The 16,860-nt window shown below is 37.6% G+C and carries 13 protein-coding genes, 2 tRNA genes and 3 rRNA genes; 12 read left to right on the plus strand and 6 right to left on the minus strand.

What is annotated here, in order from left to right; genetic code table 11:
- Window positions 1-14: 14 nt before the first annotated feature.
- The 5 genes from rrf to SLW70_RS15505 all read right to left on the minus strand — a co-directional run bounded on the left by rrf (window position 15) and on the right by SLW70_RS15505 (window position 5,248).
- Window positions 15-124, minus strand: a 5S ribosomal RNA gene (rrf, locus tag SLW70_RS15485).
- A 162-nt stretch (window positions 125-286) separates the two neighbouring features.
- Window positions 287-3,169, minus strand: a 23S ribosomal RNA gene (locus SLW70_RS15490).
- Between the two features lie 199 nt (window positions 3,170-3,368).
- A tRNA-Ala gene (locus SLW70_RS15495) sits at window positions 3,369-3,442 on the minus strand.
- 91 nt (window positions 3,443-3,533) lie between these two features.
- Window positions 3,534-3,607: transfer RNA gene (locus tag SLW70_RS15500), tRNA-Ile, on the minus strand.
- Between the two features lie 127 nt (window positions 3,608-3,734).
- A 16S ribosomal RNA gene (locus tag SLW70_RS15505) occupies window positions 3,735-5,248 on the minus strand.
- Together the 16S, 23S and 5S rRNA genes with 2 tRNA genes alongside form the textbook arrangement of a ribosomal RNA operon.
- Before the next feature lie 1,188 nt (window positions 5,249-6,436).
- Here SLW70_RS15505 and thrS point away from each other — a divergent pair.
- From thrS to SLW70_RS15530, 5 genes are all read left to right on the plus strand, one after another.
- Window positions 6,437-8,383 carry a threonine--tRNA ligase gene (gene thrS, locus SLW70_RS15510; RefSeq protein WP_320889546.1) on the plus strand — a complete coding sequence of 649 codons (1,947 nt, stop codon included), beginning with the start codon at window positions 6,437-6,439 and terminating at the stop codon, window positions 8,381-8,383.
- A gap of 97 nt (window positions 8,384-8,480) precedes the next feature.
- Window positions 8,481-8,957 carry a translation initiation factor IF-3 gene (infC, locus tag SLW70_RS15515; RefSeq protein WP_414458230.1) on the plus strand — a complete coding sequence of 159 codons (477 nt, stop codon included), beginning with the start codon at window positions 8,481-8,483 and terminating at the stop codon, window positions 8,955-8,957.
- A 104-nt stretch (window positions 8,958-9,061) separates the two neighbouring features.
- A complete protein-coding gene (gene rpmI / locus SLW70_RS15520; RefSeq protein WP_007810722.1) occupies window positions 9,062-9,259 on the plus strand; it encodes a 50S ribosomal protein L35 in 198 nt (65 codons plus the stop codon).
- A 174-nt stretch (window positions 9,260-9,433) separates the two neighbouring features.
- A complete protein-coding gene (rplT, locus tag SLW70_RS15525) occupies window positions 9,434-9,778 on the plus strand; it encodes a 50S ribosomal protein L20 (protein ID WP_035633036.1) in 345 nt (114 codons plus the stop codon).
- A 305-nt stretch (window positions 9,779-10,083) separates the two neighbouring features.
- Window positions 10,084-10,446: a hypothetical protein gene (locus SLW70_RS15530; protein WP_320889553.1), complete on the plus strand. Its 363-nt coding sequence runs from the start codon at window positions 10,084-10,086 to the stop codon at window positions 10,444-10,446.
- Between the two features lie 39 nt (window positions 10,447-10,485).
- On the opposite strand, the gene SLW70_RS15535 is transcribed toward SLW70_RS15530, so the two are convergent.
- Window positions 10,486-11,355, minus strand: coding sequence for a hypothetical protein (locus SLW70_RS15535; RefSeq protein ID WP_320889555.1), 870 nt, complete (start codon window positions 11,353-11,355; stop codon window positions 10,486-10,488).
- Between the two features lie 335 nt (window positions 11,356-11,690).
- Between SLW70_RS15535 and SLW70_RS15540 the strand changes: the two genes are divergently transcribed.
- From SLW70_RS15540 to SLW70_RS15570, 7 genes are all read left to right on the plus strand, one after another.
- Complete coding sequence (locus SLW70_RS15540) at window positions 11,691-11,852, plus strand: hypothetical protein (protein ID WP_320889557.1); 162 nt, start codon at window positions 11,691-11,693, stop codon at window positions 11,850-11,852.
- Window positions 11,853-11,907: 55 nt separating this feature from the next.
- Window positions 11,908-13,626, plus strand: coding sequence for an ATP-binding protein (locus SLW70_RS15545; RefSeq protein WP_320889558.1), 1,719 nt, complete (start codon window positions 11,908-11,910; stop codon window positions 13,624-13,626).
- Between the two features lie 11 nt (window positions 13,627-13,637).
- Window positions 13,638-14,312: a response regulator gene (locus SLW70_RS15550; RefSeq protein WP_320889559.1), complete on the plus strand. Its 675-nt coding sequence runs from the start codon at window positions 13,638-13,640 to the stop codon at window positions 14,310-14,312.
- A 222-nt stretch (window positions 14,313-14,534) separates the two neighbouring features.
- Window positions 14,535-14,744 carry a KTSC domain-containing protein gene (locus tag SLW70_RS15555; RefSeq protein WP_320889560.1) on the plus strand — a complete coding sequence of 70 codons (210 nt, stop codon included), beginning with the start codon at window positions 14,535-14,537 and terminating at the stop codon, window positions 14,742-14,744.
- 87 nt (window positions 14,745-14,831) lie between these two features.
- Window positions 14,832-15,887: a type I restriction endonuclease gene (locus tag SLW70_RS15560; protein WP_320889562.1), complete on the plus strand. Its 1,056-nt coding sequence runs from the start codon at window positions 14,832-14,834 to the stop codon at window positions 15,885-15,887.
- A 99-nt stretch (window positions 15,888-15,986) separates the two neighbouring features.
- On the plus strand, window positions 15,987-16,280 hold the full coding sequence (locus SLW70_RS15565) for a hypothetical protein (RefSeq protein WP_320889563.1): 294 nt from the start codon (window positions 15,987-15,989) through the stop codon (window positions 16,278-16,280).
- A gap of 81 nt (window positions 16,281-16,361) precedes the next feature.
- Window positions 16,362-16,802 (plus strand): hypothetical protein, encoded by a 441-nt coding sequence (locus SLW70_RS15570; RefSeq protein ID WP_320889564.1) that lies wholly within the window; start codon window positions 16,362-16,364, stop codon window positions 16,800-16,802.
- The last annotated feature ends 58 nt before the right edge of the window (window positions 16,803-16,860 follow it).

The following is a 16,860-nucleotide window of genomic DNA, read 5'->3' on the forward strand; positions in this document are numbered from 1 at the left end:
CAGGGTTTTCAAAAGAAAGGCGACGACATACTCTCCCACAAAAATGCAGTACCATCTGCGCAGGCGGGCTTAACTACTCTGTTCGGGATGGGAAGAGGTGAGCCCCGCCGCAATAACCACCTTAAGGTCGTTTTGCAATGGGTAACTAGCTTGAGCTAATTAACATTACACAATATCTTAACATACTGAGATAAAGAAAAAAATATTTGTATTATTAGAAAGTTTCTTCCCCCCACACTTGCGTGCTTTCTCCCCCTCCTTCGGAGGGGGTTAGGGGGGAGGATTTGTACATAAGCTTACGGATTATTAGTACTACTCGACTATGACATTACTGCCTTTACATCTATAGCCTATCAACGTGGTCATCTCCCACGATCCTTAAAAGAAATCTCATCTTGTGGTGGGTTTCGCGCTTATATGCTTTCAGCGCTTATCCCTTCCAAACGTAGCTACTCTGCAGTGCCACTGGCGTGACAACAGATACACTAGAGGTTTGTCCAATTCGGTCCTCTCGTACTAGAATCAGATCCACTCAAATTTCTTGCGCCCACAGTAGATAGAGACCGAACTGTCTCACGACGTTCTGAACCCAGCTCGCGTGCCACTTTAATGGGCGAACAGCCCAACCCTTGGGACCTTCTCCAGCCCCAGGATGTGACGAGCCGACATCGAGGTGCCAAACCCCCCCGTCGATATGAGCTCTTGGGGGAGATCAGCCTGTTATCCCCGGCGTACCTTTTATCCTTTGAGCGATGGCCCTTCCATGCGGAACCACCGGATCACTATGCTCTACTTTCGTACCTGATCGACCTGTATGTCTCTCAGTCAAGCTCCCTTATGCCATTGCACTCTTCGCACGGTTACCAAGCGTACTGAGGGAACCTTTAGAAGCCTCCGTTACTCTTTTGGAGGCGACCACCCCAGTCAAACTACCCACCAAGCAATGTCCTCCGCAACGCGGAGTTAGGCCTCAGATAAACAAAGGGTTGTATTTCAACAATGACTCCACAACGCCTAGCGACGCCACTTCACAGTCTCCAACCTATCCTACACATCATTTATCCAAGGTCAATACTAAGCTATAGTAAAGGTGCACAGGGTCTTTTCGTCCCACTGCGGGTAAACGGCATCTTCACCGTTACTACAATTTCACCGAGCTCATGGCTGAGACAGTGTCCAGATCGTTACACCATTCGTGCAGGTCGGAACTTACCCGACAAGGAATTTCGCTACCTTAGGACCGTTATAGTTACGGCCGCCGTTTACTGGGGCTTCAATTCAATGCTTCTCCGAAGATAACATCTCCTCTTAACCTTCCAGCACCGGGCAGGTGTCAGGCCCTATACTTCATCTTACGATTTTGCAGAGCCCTGTGTTTTTGATAAACAGTCGCCTGGACCTCTTCACTGCGGCCAGCATTGCTGCTGGCGACCCTTCTCCCGAAGTTACGGGTCTATTTTGCCTAATTCCTTAGCCATGAATCTCTCGAGCACCTTAGAATTCTCATCTCGACTACCTGTGTCGGTTTGCGGTACGGGTACTATTAACCTGAAGTTTAGAGGTTTTTCTTGGAAGCCCTTAGGTGTACTATCTCTTCGTCCGAAGACTCCGAGTACTATCGTAATTCCCCAAGCCGCGTGGATTTGCCTGCGCAGCCTATAGGTACATACTTCAACGAACTATTCCGTCAGTTCGCGACACTTTCATCACTCCGTCACCCCATCACAGTTAACAGTAGTACGGGAATATTAACCCGTTGTCCATCGACTGTCCCTTTCGGGTTCGCCTTAGGTCCCGACTAACCCACAGCTGATTAGCATAGCTGTGGAAACCTTAGTCTTTCGGTGTGCGGGTTTCTCGCCCGCATTATCGTTACTTATGCCTACATTTTCTTTTCTAACCAGTCCAGCATGCCTTACGACACACCTTCAACCCTGTTAGAATGCTCCCCTACCACTTTGTATTACTACAAAATCCATAGCTTCGGTAATATACTTATGCCCGATTATTATCCATGCTCGTCCGCTCGACTAGTGAGCTGTTACGCACTCTTTAAATGAATGGCTGCTTCCAAGCCAACATCCTAGCTGTCTAAGCAGACAAACCGCGTTCTTTCAACTTAGTATATATTTGGGGACCTTAGCTGATGGTCTGGGTTCTTTCCCTCTCGGACTTGGACCTTAGCACCCAAGCCCTCACTGTCGTGAAACATTATATAGCATTCGGAGTTTGTCAGGAATTGGTAGGCGGTGAAGCCCCCGCATCCAATCAGTAGCTCTACCTCTATATAACTTATGCACGACGCTGCACCTAAATGCATTTCGGGGAGTACGAGCTATTTCCGAGTTTGATTGGCCTTTCACCCCTACCCACAGATCATCCCAAGACTTTTCAACGTCAACGGGTTCGGTCCTCCACTTTGGGTTAACAAAGCTTCAACCTGTCCATGGGTAGATCACACGGTTTCGCGTCTAACACTACTGACTAAAGCGCCCTATTCAGACTCGCTTTCGCTACGGATCCGTGGCTTAACCACTTATCCTTGCCAGCAACGTTAACTCGTAGGCTCATTATGCAAAAGGCACGCCGTCACCCAACGAATGGGCTCCGACCGCTTGTAAGCGTATGGTTTCAGGATCTATTTCACTCCGTTATTCACGGTTCTTTTCACCTTTCCCTCACGGTACTGGTTCACTATCGGTCTCTCAGGAGTATTTAGCCTTAGCGGATGGTCCCGCCAAATTCAGACAGGGTTTCACGTGCCCCGCCCTACTCAGGATACCACTATTGTTATCTTCTATTACTTATACAGGGCTATCACCTTCTTTGGCTTTACTTTCCAGTAAATTCTAATTCTATCCGCAACAAATAACGTGGTCCTACAACCCCAGCATTGCCGTAACAACACTGGTTTGGGCTAATCCGCGTTCGCTCGCCACTACTTACGGAATCACTTTTGTTTTCTTCTCCTCCGCCTACTTAGATGTTTCAGTTCAGCGGGTTTGCCCACCTATCGGTGTACTATGTCTTCAACATAGTGGGTTGCCCCATTCAGGTATTTACGGATCAAGTCTTGTGTGCAGATCCCCGTAACTTTTCGCAGCTTATCACGCCTTTCATCGCCTCTGAGAGCCTAGGCATCCCCCATACGCCCTTATTTTGCTTATTGTACCAATCATAAATTTAATTATGACCGTTTTTGTTTGTTTTCTACTATAAATAGTAAAAAACGCTTTCTACTTTTTATATTTTTCTTATCTCAATATGTCAATGAACTTTTACTCTGGATAAATTCCAATTTTTAAATCCCAAATTCCAATAATTGGTATTTGTAATTTCTTTTTTTTGAAATTTGCTCTTCGAGCTTGTGGAGAATAACGGAGTCGAACCGTTGACCTCCTGCGTGCAAGGCAGGCGCTCTAGCCAGCTGAGCTAATCCCCCCATTCTTTAGTGTACAGTTAACAGTTCTCAGTTAACAGTACTTAGAACGGTTAGCCAACCTCTAAAATTTCCTTTTCTTAAGTTTAAATAGTAGTCCCGGGCAGACTCGAACTGCCGACCCCTACATTATCAGTGTAGTACTCTAACCAGCTGAGCTACGAGACTCTGTTTTACTTAAGTTTTATTCTTTTTTTTTAAATTAACAGCAAGAGTAATATAATGTCTAAATCTAATCCCAATAGTTCTTTTCGTCTTTTTCCTTAGCGTGCTTACGCTAACACTAAGGCTCTAGAAAGGAGGTGTTCCAGCCGCACCTTCCGGTACGGCTACCTTGTTACGACTTAGCCCTAGTTACCAGTTTTACCCTAGGCAGCTCCTTGCGGTCACCGACTTCAGGCACCCCCAGCTTCCATGGCTTGACGGGCGGTGTGTACAAGGCCCGGGAACGTATTCACCGGATCATGGCTGATATCCGATTACTAGCGATTCCAGCTTCACGGAGTCGAGTTGCAGACTCCGATCCGAACTGAGAACGGTTTTATAGATTCGCTCCTATTTGCATAGTGGCTGCTCTCTGTACCGTCCATTGTAGCACGTGTGTAGCCCAAGGCGTAAGGGCCGTGATGATTTGACGTCATCCCCACCTTCCTCACAGTTTACACTGGCAGTCTTGTTAGAGTTCCCGACTTGACTCGCTGGCAACTAACAACAGGGGTTGCGCTCGTTATAGGACTTAACCTGACACCTCACGGCACGAGCTGACGACAACCATGCAGCACCTTGTAAATTGTCTTGCGAAAGTTCTGTTTCCAAAACGGTCAATCTACATTTAAGCCTTGGTAAGGTTCCTCGCGTATCATCGAATTAAACCACATGCTCCACCGCTTGTGCGGGCCCCCGTCAATTCCTTTGAGTTTCAAACTTGCGTTCGTACTCCCCAGGTGGGATACTTATCACTTTCGCTTAGCCACTGAACTTGCGCCCAACAGCTAGTATCCATCGTTTACGGCGTGGACTACCAGGGTATCTAATCCTGTTCGCTACCCACGCTTTCGTCCATCAGCGTCAATATATTAGTAGTAACCTGCCTTCGCAATTGGTATTCCATGTAATCTCTAAGCATTTCACCGCTACACTACATATTCTAGTTACTTCCTAATAATTCAAGCCCTACAGTATCAATGGCCGTTTCCCCGTTGAGCGGGGAGATTTCACCACTGACTTATAAGGCCGCCTACGGACCCTTTAAACCCAATGATTCCGGATAACGCTTGGATCCTCCGTATTACCGCGGCTGCTGGCACGGAGTTAGCCGATCCTTATTCTTACAGTACCGTCAAGGCTCTACACGTAGAGCGGTTTCTTCCTGTACAAAAGCAGTTTACAATCCATAGGACCGTCATCCTGCACGCGGCATGGCTGGTTCAGACTTGCGTCCATTGACCAATATTCCTCACTGCTGCCTCCCGTAGGAGTCTGGTCCGTGTCTCAGTACCAGTGTGGGGGATCTCCCTCTCAGGACCCCTACCCATCGCGGTCTTGGTAAGCCGTTACCTTACCAACTAACTAATGGGACGCATGCTCATCTTTCACCGTTGTGACTTTAATTATAAAATGATGCCATCCTATAATACTATGAGGTATTAATCCAAATTTCTCTGGGCTATCCCTCTGTGAAAGGTAGATTGCATACGCGTTACGCACCCGTGCGCCGGTCTCTAGTTCCGAAAAACTATACCCCTCGACTTGCATGTGTTAGGCCTGCCGCTAGCGTTCATCCTGAGCCAGGATCAAACTCTTCATCGTATATTATGCGTCCGCCGTGGCGGACTATTTATTTTTGACTGAAGTTCTAGTGGTTCGTTTCAAATCTATCGATTCTATTACTCTTATTCTTTTGTTCTTAAAATCTCTTTTAAGAACGGCTGTCAATTCAATATGTCTAGGAACGTGTTCTTCTTATTTTTTCTTCGTATCTCACAATGTTTGTGTTTCTCGAAGCGGGTGCAAAAGTACAACTTCTTTTTAATCTCACAAGAAAAATTTAAAGTTTTTTTTTATTCTTTTTCCAAAGATTAAAACCTATTTTCTCTTGTCAGTATTTCAAATAACTTAGCGCTTTTGCGGGGTGCAAATGTAAAACGTAAATTCTTTTCTCACAAGCTTTTTTTGATATTTATTTTAAGAAGTTTTATCTCCTTTATATCTCAATCGCTTGTCAGTATGTCAGTGAACGTCTTGCTTGTTGCGGGTGCAAAAGTACCGCCTTTATTCAATTAAACAATACCTTTTCGTAACTTTATTTTAACCTTTTTCTCAACTCGCTGAAAATGTGAATATTGTTTTAAAAGAGAATTATGGTTTTGTAGGAGTTTAGACTTTTTTAAACACAAAGGGCACCAAGGAAGCACTAAGATCACAAAGCAATTGAACACAGATTTCTCAGATTGGCACAGATTAAAGACACTTAAAAAGGGATTTTATGAAGATACACAGAGGAAACGGGGAAGATATGAATAGTTTGAACACAGATTGCTCAGATTGACGCAGATTAAAAAGGCACTGGAGAGGATTTCACAAAGATACACAGAGGAAACACGGAGACACACAAAGGTCTTAACACAGATTGCTGAGATTGACACAGATTAAAGGGATACTGGAGAGGATTTTACTGAGATTAACAAAGAGACGCATTAAGACTTTAATACAACACAATAAAGACACTCTTTCTTACCTATATATAGTAGCAAACACTCTTAATAACGGAATCTTCCTGAAACCACCTCTGCCCTAGCCCTGATAGTAGCGGCATCCTTGTGGCGGCGGGCATTTATGCCGCCACAAGATATAGCGGATAGCAGGATTAGCTCCTAAGAATCACTCTAGTCCTATTATATAGATATCCCCGAGCAGAATAGTTGCAAACAAACCTTATATATATATTGTATGTATTTTAGTAATGCTATATATTTGCAGTCTTAAAAATATCAAACAATGATTAAGATTACATTGCCCGATGGGTCAGTTAGAGAGTATGCACCAGGCGTAAGTCCGATGGATGTTGCTAAAAGCATTAGTGAAGGTTTTGCACGAAACGTTATTTCGGCTTCTTTTAATGGCACGACCATCGAAACATCTACTCCTTTGACTACTGACGGAAGTCTTGTTTTATACACTTGGAATGATGAAGGTGGAAAGAAAGCTTTTTGGCATTCAACTTCACACGTTATGGCACAAGTACTTGAAGAAATGTATCCTGGAATTAAATTAACATTAGGACCAGCCATTGCAAATGGGTTTTATTATGATGTCGATTTTGAAGAGCATAAAATTACTGAAGCCGACTTCAAGAAAATTGAAGATCGTGTTCTAGAAATCTCTAGAGGGAAACATGAGTTCAAATTGCGCCCTGTATCAAAAGCAGAAGCATTAGAAATATACAAAGACAATGTTTATAAAACAGAGTTAATTACTAATCTAGAAGACGGAACGATTACGTTTTGTGATCACGATACTTTTACTGATTTATGCCGTGGTGGTCATATTCCAAATACCGGGATCATCAAGGCTATGAAAGTAATGAGTGTTGCTGGTGCTTACTGGAGAGGTGATGAAAAAAACAAACAATTGACTCGTGTATACGGAACATCATTTCCTAAACAAAAGGATTTAACCGAATACTTAGCGCTACTTGAAGAAGCAAAACGCAGAGATCATAGAAAGCTTGGTAAGGAATTAGAATTGTTTGCTTTTTCGCAAAAAGTAGGTCAAGGTTTGCCTTTATGGCTACCAAAGGGAGCCGCTTTGAGAGAGCGCTTAGAGCAATTCTTGAAAAAAGCACAAAAGAAAGCTGGATACGAACAAGTAGTTTCACCACATATTGGACAAAAAGAATTGTATGTAACTTCAGGTCACTATGCTAAATATGGAGCTGATAGTTTTCAACCCATAAGTACACCTCATGAAGGGGAAGAGTTTTTATTAAAACCAATGAACTGCCCTCATCACTGTGAAATATACAATGTAAGACCATGGTCGTACAAAGATTTACCAAAGCGTTATGCTGAATTTGGTACCGTTTATAGATACGAGCAAAGTGGAGAATTACACGGCTTGACTCGTGTACGTGGGTTTACTCAGGATGATGCGCATATTTTTTGTACTCCCGAACAGTTGGATGAAGAGTTTAAAAAAGTAATTGATTTGGTACTTTATGTATTTGGTTCATTAGGATTTGAAAACTTTACCGCTCAAATTTCACTAAGAGACCAAGAGAATCGCGAAAAATACATTGGAACTGATGAAAACTGGGAGAAAGCAGAGAACGCAATTATCAATGCTGCTGCCGACAAAGGTTTGAATACTATTGTAGAATACGGTGAAGCCGCTTTCTACGGACCTAAGTTGGATTTCATGGTAAAAGACGCCCTTGGAAGACAATGGCAATTAGGAACAATACAGGTAGATTACAACCTACCAGAACGTTTCGACTTGACCTACAAAGGTTCTGATAACGAATTACATAGACCTGTAATGATTCACAGAGCCCCTTTTGGCTCCATGGAGCGTTTCATTGCTATTTTACTAGAACATACTGCGGGTAATTTCCCACTTTGGCTAATGCCTGAACAGGCTATTATCTTGTCTTTGAGCGAGAAATATGAAATATATGCTAAAAAAGTTTTAGATTTGCTAGAAAATCACGAAATTCGCGCACTAATTGACAATCGAAACGAAACAATTGGTAAGAAAATTAGGGATGCAGAGATGCAAAAAGTCCCATTTATGCTGATTGTAGGTGAAGAAGAAGAGAAAAATGGAACCATCTCCATCCGTCGTCACGGACAAGAAGGAAAAGGAAATATCACTGTTACAATAGAAGAATTTGCTGCTATTGTAGACGCTGAAGTAAAAAAAACATTAAAAGTATTTACAGTTTAACTTAAATTATAAAGTCATAGCAATAAGAAGTAATAGAGGTTACCAACCTCGTGTAGAAAAGAAAGATGCCCATAGAATAAACAATAATATTCGTGGTTTGCAGGAAGTAAGACTAGTAGGTGAAAACATTGAGCCTGGAGTATTTAAACTTTCAGAAGCTTTGAGATTAGCTGACCAATTTGAATTGGACTTAGTTGAAATCTCACCAAATGCTGAACCACCGGTTTGCAAGATTATGGATTACAAGAAATTTGTTTACGAACAAAAGAAACGTGATAAAATCTTAAAAGCAAAATCGACACAGGTTACAGTAAAAGAGATCCGTTTTGGACCTCAAACTGATGAACACGATTATGAATTCAAAAGAAAAAATGCTGAAAAATTCTTAAAAGAAGGCGCTAAGCTAAAAGCTTTTGTATTCTTTAAAGGGCGTTCCATCATTTATAAAGACCAAGGACAAATCTTATTATTGAGATTAGCTCAGGATTTAGAAGAATTTGGTAAAGTAGAAGCGATGCCTGTTCTAGAAGGAAAGAGGATGATTATGTTCATTGCTCCTAAGAAGAAGAGATAAGAAGTATTCAGTTTACAGTTTTTAGTAATCAGTTTTAAAACCTGAAACTTTAAACTTGAAACAAAAAATAAGTAAGTAAGAATAAACTAAAACACTAGGAAAAAATGCCTAAAATGAAAACCAAATCTAGCGCCAAGAAACGTTTTAAAGTTACTGGTTCTGGAAAGATTAAAAGAAAGCACGCTTTTAAAAGTCATATCTTGACTAAAAAATCTAAAAAACGTAAATTAGCTTTGACTCACTCAGCGCTAGTTCACTCAACAGATATGAAAAGCATCAAACAACAATTAAGAATCATCTAAATTAGTAATCAGTCGTCAGTATTTAGTAGGCAGTTAGTACTGAACACTAAAACCTGAAAACTGAACACTATTTTAAATTCTTTAGGTTAAAACAATTTAAAATAACCTTGGAGTATGGCCATTAAGCGCTTTTGATTAAATTCAAGCCGCCTGCTACAAAAAAACATAAAAATTATGCCAAGATCGGTAAATTCAGTTGCTAAAAGAGCAAGAAGAAAAAAAATAATGAAGCAAGCCAAAGGTTTCTTTGGTAGACGTAAAAACGTTTGGACAGTTGCTAAAAACGCGGTAGAAAAAGCAATGTGCTACGCATACCGTGATAGAAAAGTGAACAAAAGAAATTTCCGTGCTTTATGGATTCAACGTATCAACGCTGGAGCTCGTTTAGAAGGAATGTCTTATTCACAATTCATGGGTAAAGTAAAAGCTAACGGAATCGAATTGAACAGAAAAGTTCTTGCAGATTTAGCTATGAACCACCCTGAAGCTTTCAAAGCTGTACTTAATAAAGTAAAATAAACGTTTTATCAACTCAGTTTAGGATTACTTACTTATATAAAAAAACCTCGTTTGTCTCGGCAAACGAGGTTTTTTTTTGCCCTGAAATCAATATATAAAATCGATTTCCTCTCATTACAGCTAGATTAGGCATTCTAAAACAGAACTATCTACTGACAGACAGATAACATAGATAATAACAGTTTACGAGGATTTTTCACCATTATCAAAACAAAAAATCTACTACTACAGAAAAAAAGTATCCAAAATACGGATTCCCGTAAATCAATTACAATTTCTCAGATTATATTTGAAAAAAAACTGTTATGCAATTAAATCTCCGTATTAAAACAGCCATTCTTAGTAGTTCCCTTTGCATTGTAGCTTGTAATCTGAAAGAGATTCAACCAATAGAAACAAACGCAACTCAACAAATCAAATCACCAACTCAAAATGGACTTACTTATACCTCTGAAAAAGAATTTCGCTACGACTATAGCGTAACTGGTACAGATGAACAAGGTAGGAATATATATGGATTCATCAATTTAGACACAGAACTGGGAGAAGGGAAATTGATAACTCATAACGAGCCATCGACTGTTGAAGTAGTAGTAGAAATTAATAGTCAGGGTAAAATCTTAGCCACTGACGTTCATGGAAATAAATATTTTATCCAAATCAAATAACCCTATTCAACTACGGTGCATCTTAAAAAATCATCGAACTCATTTACTAGATAAATTGTACTTATTAATCATATAATTCGTTATAGGCTTAAGAGGTTTACCTGTAATAGGATGAAAGCCTGGACGGTCGTACAACTCAACTTCACCATCATATTTACAATACCAAATCAATGGTTTTTCGTTTTTAAAAAAAACCAACTTTTGATTGCAATCTAATTTCCTCAACTCCTTAGCATTTTCGTTTATAGGAACGATAGCACTCGATGCTAAAAAGCCTAACTTATCTTTATCACAATCTACTTCTTCATAATGCGTTCCTACCCATTCCATACATTGTTTTTTGGGATAGAAATTCGTTTTTATAAAATATCCTAAAACAGACAACATTACTACTCCCCCTGCTATCCAACCTAATTTTGCCATGAAATTAAATTTCTGCACAAAGGCTGGAAGTGTTTTCGTTAAAACATCGTTTGAAATCACCTCCACTTTCTTTGTCTCAATACTTATTTTTGAAAGTGACGTATCTGAAACCTCTTCTTCCTTGCTTGAATTAATCTTATAAAACTTTGAATAAGGTCTTGGCTGAAAATCAACTAATATGGCGGCTACTTCAATTCTCATTAAATTTTCTGTGTTCTTTTCACTTTTTAGAAAAGAACGAATAGGCCTAAACAAAGCAATATTACAATTCACAATTCCTTTTCTTAAATCCTCAGTTTGATTTAATTCAAAAAAAGTTCTGAATATCTTCTCGTCATGAACAGACAATCCTTCATTACACATACTCAAACATAAATCGCGCATAACTGCTGGTGTATTCAACAACACCGAAGAATCTTCTTGTATAGCGATTTCATATTTTGCTTTTATCCTTTTTTTATAATCTTCTAAAGTATTTTTTCTCATACACTAATCGTGGAATTTAATGGAATTGTTCCGAATACCTTGGAACTACTGGAATTGCTGGAATTCAATCCACTTTCTTAGCCAAAGCTAGACTTCCTTTGCTTCAGAATTAGTTCCTGTTTTGAATTGCTACCAAGACAAATGTACAAAACTCATTCAAAAAAAGTGCGCATATACAGTACACTAAGACTATCCGGGAAGTATAATTCTTAGTCTACTGTTTAAGCTCACTTCACTTCCCAAAAATAAATGTTTTAACGGCTTGCCCTATAGGCAATTGATTCGATTATGAAATCGAACGGCCACAACTATGTCTAAAATTTAATTCCAAGAAGATGAAAAGTATATTATTAATGTCTTGTTTTATTATGGTAAGCTCCCTAATAACATCATGCACAACTGAAGAGATTGAAACAACAAAAACCAAACTTTTTGAAGAAGTGACGGCCACTGGAGGAGATGAAAGTGGTCAAATTCCAACACGTAAACCACAGTAACAAATAACTTAATTTAGACTTTAGTTATCTAAATTAAATTGATTATTTTCGGGAAATGGTAGGTAACAAATTACATTTCCCGATTTTAATTATTAGTATTACACTATTAGCACTTATTTCCTGTAAAAAAGAGCTTCCCTCTACTTCCCAATCAGAAAACTACACAGAATATTCGCAAGACATTGATGCTGCCGAAAAGCACTTCAACAACCAAGTATTTGATAGCGCTTTCTATTATTACAATACAATCCGAAGCAGAAGCAACCCCAAAAAAGACCCTAACCGAATCATATATGCTATATTGAAACTAGCTTATATCCAACAGATAGAAGCTGATTATTTTAGTAGTGAAGAAACGGCAACAGAAGCCATTCCTCTTTTTAATACTAAAACGGATCCTGACTATAAGATATCTATCTACAACATACTTGGTATCAACTACAAAAACTTATACAATTATCCACAATCTATTTTTTACTATAAAAAAGCCTTACAATTAACTACTGATTCTTTACAAACCTGCATTTTAAAAAATAATATTGCAGTTGTTTATAAAGAACAAAAAAATTATGACAAAGCCTATCAAATCCTATCTGAATTAATCACGAAAAAAGAAGTAATTACCAATCCCGAAAACTACGCTCGTGTAATGGACAATCTAGGATATGTAAGTTTCAAACTTCAATTGCCTGAAAGCATTAATCTATTAAAAAATGCACTCCAAATTAGACAAGATAACAACAATCGGTATGGAATCATCATAAGTGCCATTCATTTAGCAGACTATTACAAAAACACTAACTCTAAGCTATCTGTTGCATATGCTAAACTAGCCTATCAAGAAGCTGTTTCCATTCGCAGTGTTGATGATGCCATCGAAGCCTTGAATATATTAGTCGAAACTAGTCATAATATCGATACTAAAAAATATGCATTAAAGCGTATCCATCTTAGCGACAGTATTTATAAGGAACGTCAAAAAGCCAAAAATCAATTTGCTAAAATAAAGTATGATGCTACTATCGAGAAAAACGAAAACTTAGTACTAAAAACAGAAAAAACCGAGAATGAATTGCAACTCGCCAAACACAAAAACAACATTTTAATACTTGTTTTTTCAGTCGTACTATTGCTTGGCTCTATTCTAATTTTGATTTCTTATTGGAAAAGAAAAAACAAAAAGGTAAAAAGAATCGCTGCTTATGAAACCGAAACCCGAATTTCAAAAAAACTGCATGATGAATTAGCCAATGATGTGTACAGAACCATCACTTTTGTAGAAACTCAAAATCTTGAAATTCCTGAAAAAAAAGAAATTTTACTCGAAAATCTAGACAGTATCTATGATAAAAGCAGAAATATTTCGAAACAAAACAGCGGAATTAAAACCGGAATTCATTTTGGAACAAGCTTCAACGAATTATTGATGGGCTATAATTCGAATCAAACTACTATTGTTACCAAAGGAAGTGATACTGTTAATTGGTCTAAAATTAGTACCGAAAAACAAATTGAAATCTATCGTGCCATACAAGAATTGTTGACCAATATGAAAAAACATAGCAAAGCTAACATTGTTGTAATAAGTTTAGAAACTCAAGAAAAACAGATACAAATCAAATATTCAGATAACGGAATTGGTTTTAATCCTGAAAAGATTTTAAAAAATGGACTCACGAATGTGGAAAACCGTATTAATAGTATTAATGGAAGCATTACTTTTGATTCACAAATCAATAAAGGGTTAAAAACAACCATCCTATTTCCTAAATAAAATGCTTGATTATGTTTAACAAAGTAATAATTTCTGAAGATTTTGATAGTATCAATCTTGCTGTCGTTGAAGCACTAAAAGACTGTGCCATCAGAGAAGTCGATTACACTAAATACTGTGATGATGCACTACTAAAAATAAAAAAAGCAATCTTAGATGATACACCATATGATTTATTGCTTACGGATTTATCATTCAAAGAAGATCATCGAGACGACACCATTACTCTCAAATCTGGGGATGAGTTAATTGCTGCCGTTAGAGCCTTGCAACCCAATATCAAAATTATAGTTTACTCCATCGAAGATAAATCCTATCGGATAAAATCACTGTTTGAAAATTATCACATTGACGGTTATGTGATGAAAGGACGCAATAGTATACCCGAATTAAAAAATGCATTAACCTTAGTTTACAACACGGATCAAAGATACCTTTCGCCAACTATTACTCATGTGCTTCAGGATAAAACGGTTAATGAAATTGACAATTATGACCTAGAATTACTAAAATATTTATCCATTGGAATACCGCAAGAGCAAATGGAGAATCAATTTAAAATGCTAAACATAAGCCCGAATAGTAAAAGTAGCATCGAGAAACGAATTAATAAATTAAAAACCTACTTCAAAGCTAGTAATACCATCCACTTGATAGCAATTGCCAAAGATTTAGGTTTGATTTAAAGGCATTCATTACCCATTTTTACAAATCAAGAAAAAAACAAGGCATACCCCCCTTAATTGAAACACAATAGAATCCTCTGAACATCTTTTAAGTAGTTCAGAGGATTTTTTTTATCGTAATAAGTAAAAAAACAATCCCTTTTACGGTTTTCCGCAAAGAACTCTCTTTTAATGGTTATAAGTTTGAAAACCTAAATAAGTTCCATTTAAAACCGCATTACAATGAACCGCTACCCTGTAAAAGATAAAAATATTGTTTCTGTAGGATACAATGAAATCACTAAAATTCTTGAAATTGAATTTAAACTTCAAGCTATTCATCATTATCACGGAGTGTCATTAGACGAATTTGTCAATCTAATGAAGGCACCAATCATTGAGAAACACTACTTCAACTTTGTTTATTCAAAATATCTGTTTGAGGTTTCTTAAGATTATTTACTGACTTTACGGTTTGCCGTAAGGAATTGATTTTTAATGGGATTATGTTTGGGAAATTAATTATTTAAAATAAAATTTATGGAATTAAGTAATCAACTGAAAACTTTAGCAGATAAAATTATCATGCTAAAAGACAAAATAGAAACGGAAGAATCTACAAAACATGCATTTGTTCTGCCATTTATAAATATCCTTGGTTATGACACATTTAATCCAACTGAAGTTGTACCTGAATTTACTGCTGATATTGGCATTAAAAAAGGAGAGAAAGTGGATTATGCGATATTTGACAAGAATGATCCTATATTAATAATTGAATGTAAAAATTGGAAAGAAAAACTATCTGTCCATAATTCTCAACTATTCAGATATTTTCATGTCACCAAAACGAGATTTGCTCTATTAACAAATGGTATACAATATCAATTCTTCACAGATTTAGACGAGAAAAACAAAATGGATTCTAAGCCATTTTTAGAATTTGATATTACAAATGTAAAAGAGAATGTTATTAATGAAATCTCAAAATTTCATAAGTCTAATTTTGATGTTGACCATATTGTTAACAATGCGAGTTCTTTAAAATACATTCAAGAAATTCGAAAACAAATTAACAACGAGATTACGAATCCATCAAATGAATTTGTAAAACTCTTTGCTAATAAAGTATATGCTGGACGATTGACTGAAAAAGTAATGGACGAATTCAAAGAGCTTGTACAAAAGGGCTTTAACCAATTTATAAGCGAAAAAATAAATGATAGACTTAATGCCGCTATCAACAAAGAAGCCGAAAAGCAACTAACAGAACAAATCGAACTAATAGTTGATGAATCAAAAGTTACAACTACAGAAGAAGAATTGGAAGCTTATCGAATTGTAGTAGCTATACTAAGAAGAAAACTTCCAATTAACAGAATTGTACATCGTGATACACAATCATATTTTGGAATTCTACTCGATGACAACAACCGAAAACCACTCTGTCGATTGCATTTAAACGGAGGTAAAAATTACATCGGTTTATTTCATGAAAACAAAACTGAGACAAAACAAGCAATTCAATCAATTGATGATATTTATTTGTTTGAGAAAGAGTTATTGGATACGGTTGGAGTTTATGAAAAAAATTAAATGAAAATCAGATGTACTAATCAAAAGATTAGTATTTCAACAGCCAATAAAATAGTCTAATTCAAAAAAACACCTTAATTTCCCCAACATAAAAATCAGTTGGAAATAACAATAATGAACCCCATACTCCTCCTCCTCCTTTTCTTATCTTTTAGCGTTTTCCCTCAAACCAAAATTCTTTCTTGGAATATTGAAAATTTGGGGCAATCAAAGTCGGAAGTGGAGGTGGAATTCATGGCGAATGTTGTGATGAATTACGATGTGGTAGCTATACAAGAAGTGGTTGCGGGTTATGGTGGTTCACAAGCGGTGGCGAGATTAGCAGCTGTTTTGAATCGGAAGGGTTCCAAATGGGATTATACCATTAGCGAACCTACGAGTAGTAGCGCTTAAAAAACGGAGCGCTATGCCTATATATGGAAAACAGGGAAACTAAAAAAAATTGGCGCAGCTTGGTTAGAAAAAAAGTATCATTTGGAGATTGATCGCGAACCTTATTATGCGACTTTTGAAAAAAATGGAAAAGTTTTTACACTGGTAAACTTCCATGCTATTACCAAAAGTAAACAGCCTGAAACTGAAATCAAATATTTCAAGTTTTTGCCTGCTGAATATCCGCAATTAAACTTGATTTTTCTGGGTGATTTTAATTGCCCACAATCGCATACCGTTTTTAATCCATTGAAAAAAATGGGCTATCTTCCTGTTTTAGTGGACGAAAAAACATCTTTGAAACGGGAATGTGAAGGAAATATTTGCTTGGCCTCAGAATTTGACAACATCTTTTATCAACCCACAAAATTGAAGGTTTTAGATAGTGGAAAACTACTTTTCTATACTGATTTTGAGAACTTGAAAGAAGCAAGGAAAATTTCGGATCATTTGCCAATTTGGGTAGAATTTAGTTTGAATTAATTTTTCCAAAACTTATTTAAACCGTTAAGATTAAGCAAAATGAAGGCTTAACTTTTCT

Origin of the sequence: Flavobacterium sp. NG2 (genome assembly GCF_034119845.1) — a bacterium.
Lineage (GTDB): Bacteria > Bacteroidota > Bacteroidia > Flavobacteriales > Flavobacteriaceae > Flavobacterium.

Excerpts from the sequence above, each read along its gene's own strand:
- thrS (WP_320889546.1), top strand. The coding sequence starts at position 6,437 with ATGATTAAGATTACATTGCCCGATGGGTCAGTTAGAGAGTATGCACCA.
- rpmI (WP_007810722.1), top strand. The coding sequence starts at position 9,062 with ATGCCTAAAATGAAAACCAAATCTAGCGCCAAGAAACGTTTTAAAGTT.
- rplT (WP_035633036.1), top strand. The coding sequence starts at position 9,434 with ATGCCAAGATCGGTAAATTCAGTTGCTAAAAGAGCAAGAAGAAAAAAA.
- SLW70_RS15530 (WP_320889553.1), top strand. The coding sequence starts at position 10,084 with ATGCAATTAAATCTCCGTATTAAAACAGCCATTCTTAGTAGTTCCCTT.
- SLW70_RS15535 (WP_320889555.1), bottom strand. The coding sequence starts at position 11,355 with ATGAGAAAAAATACTTTAGAAGATTATAAAAAAAGGATAAAAGCAAAA.
- SLW70_RS15540 (WP_320889557.1), top strand. The coding sequence starts at position 11,691 with ATGAAAAGTATATTATTAATGTCTTGTTTTATTATGGTAAGCTCCCTA.
- SLW70_RS15545 (WP_320889558.1), top strand. The coding sequence starts at position 11,908 with ATGGTAGGTAACAAATTACATTTCCCGATTTTAATTATTAGTATTACA.
- SLW70_RS15550 (WP_320889559.1), top strand. The coding sequence starts at position 13,638 with ATGTTTAACAAAGTAATAATTTCTGAAGATTTTGATAGTATCAATCTT.
- SLW70_RS15555 (WP_320889560.1), top strand. The coding sequence starts at position 14,535 with ATGAACCGCTACCCTGTAAAAGATAAAAATATTGTTTCTGTAGGATAC.
- SLW70_RS15560 (WP_320889562.1), top strand. The coding sequence starts at position 14,832 with ATGGAATTAAGTAATCAACTGAAAACTTTAGCAGATAAAATTATCATG.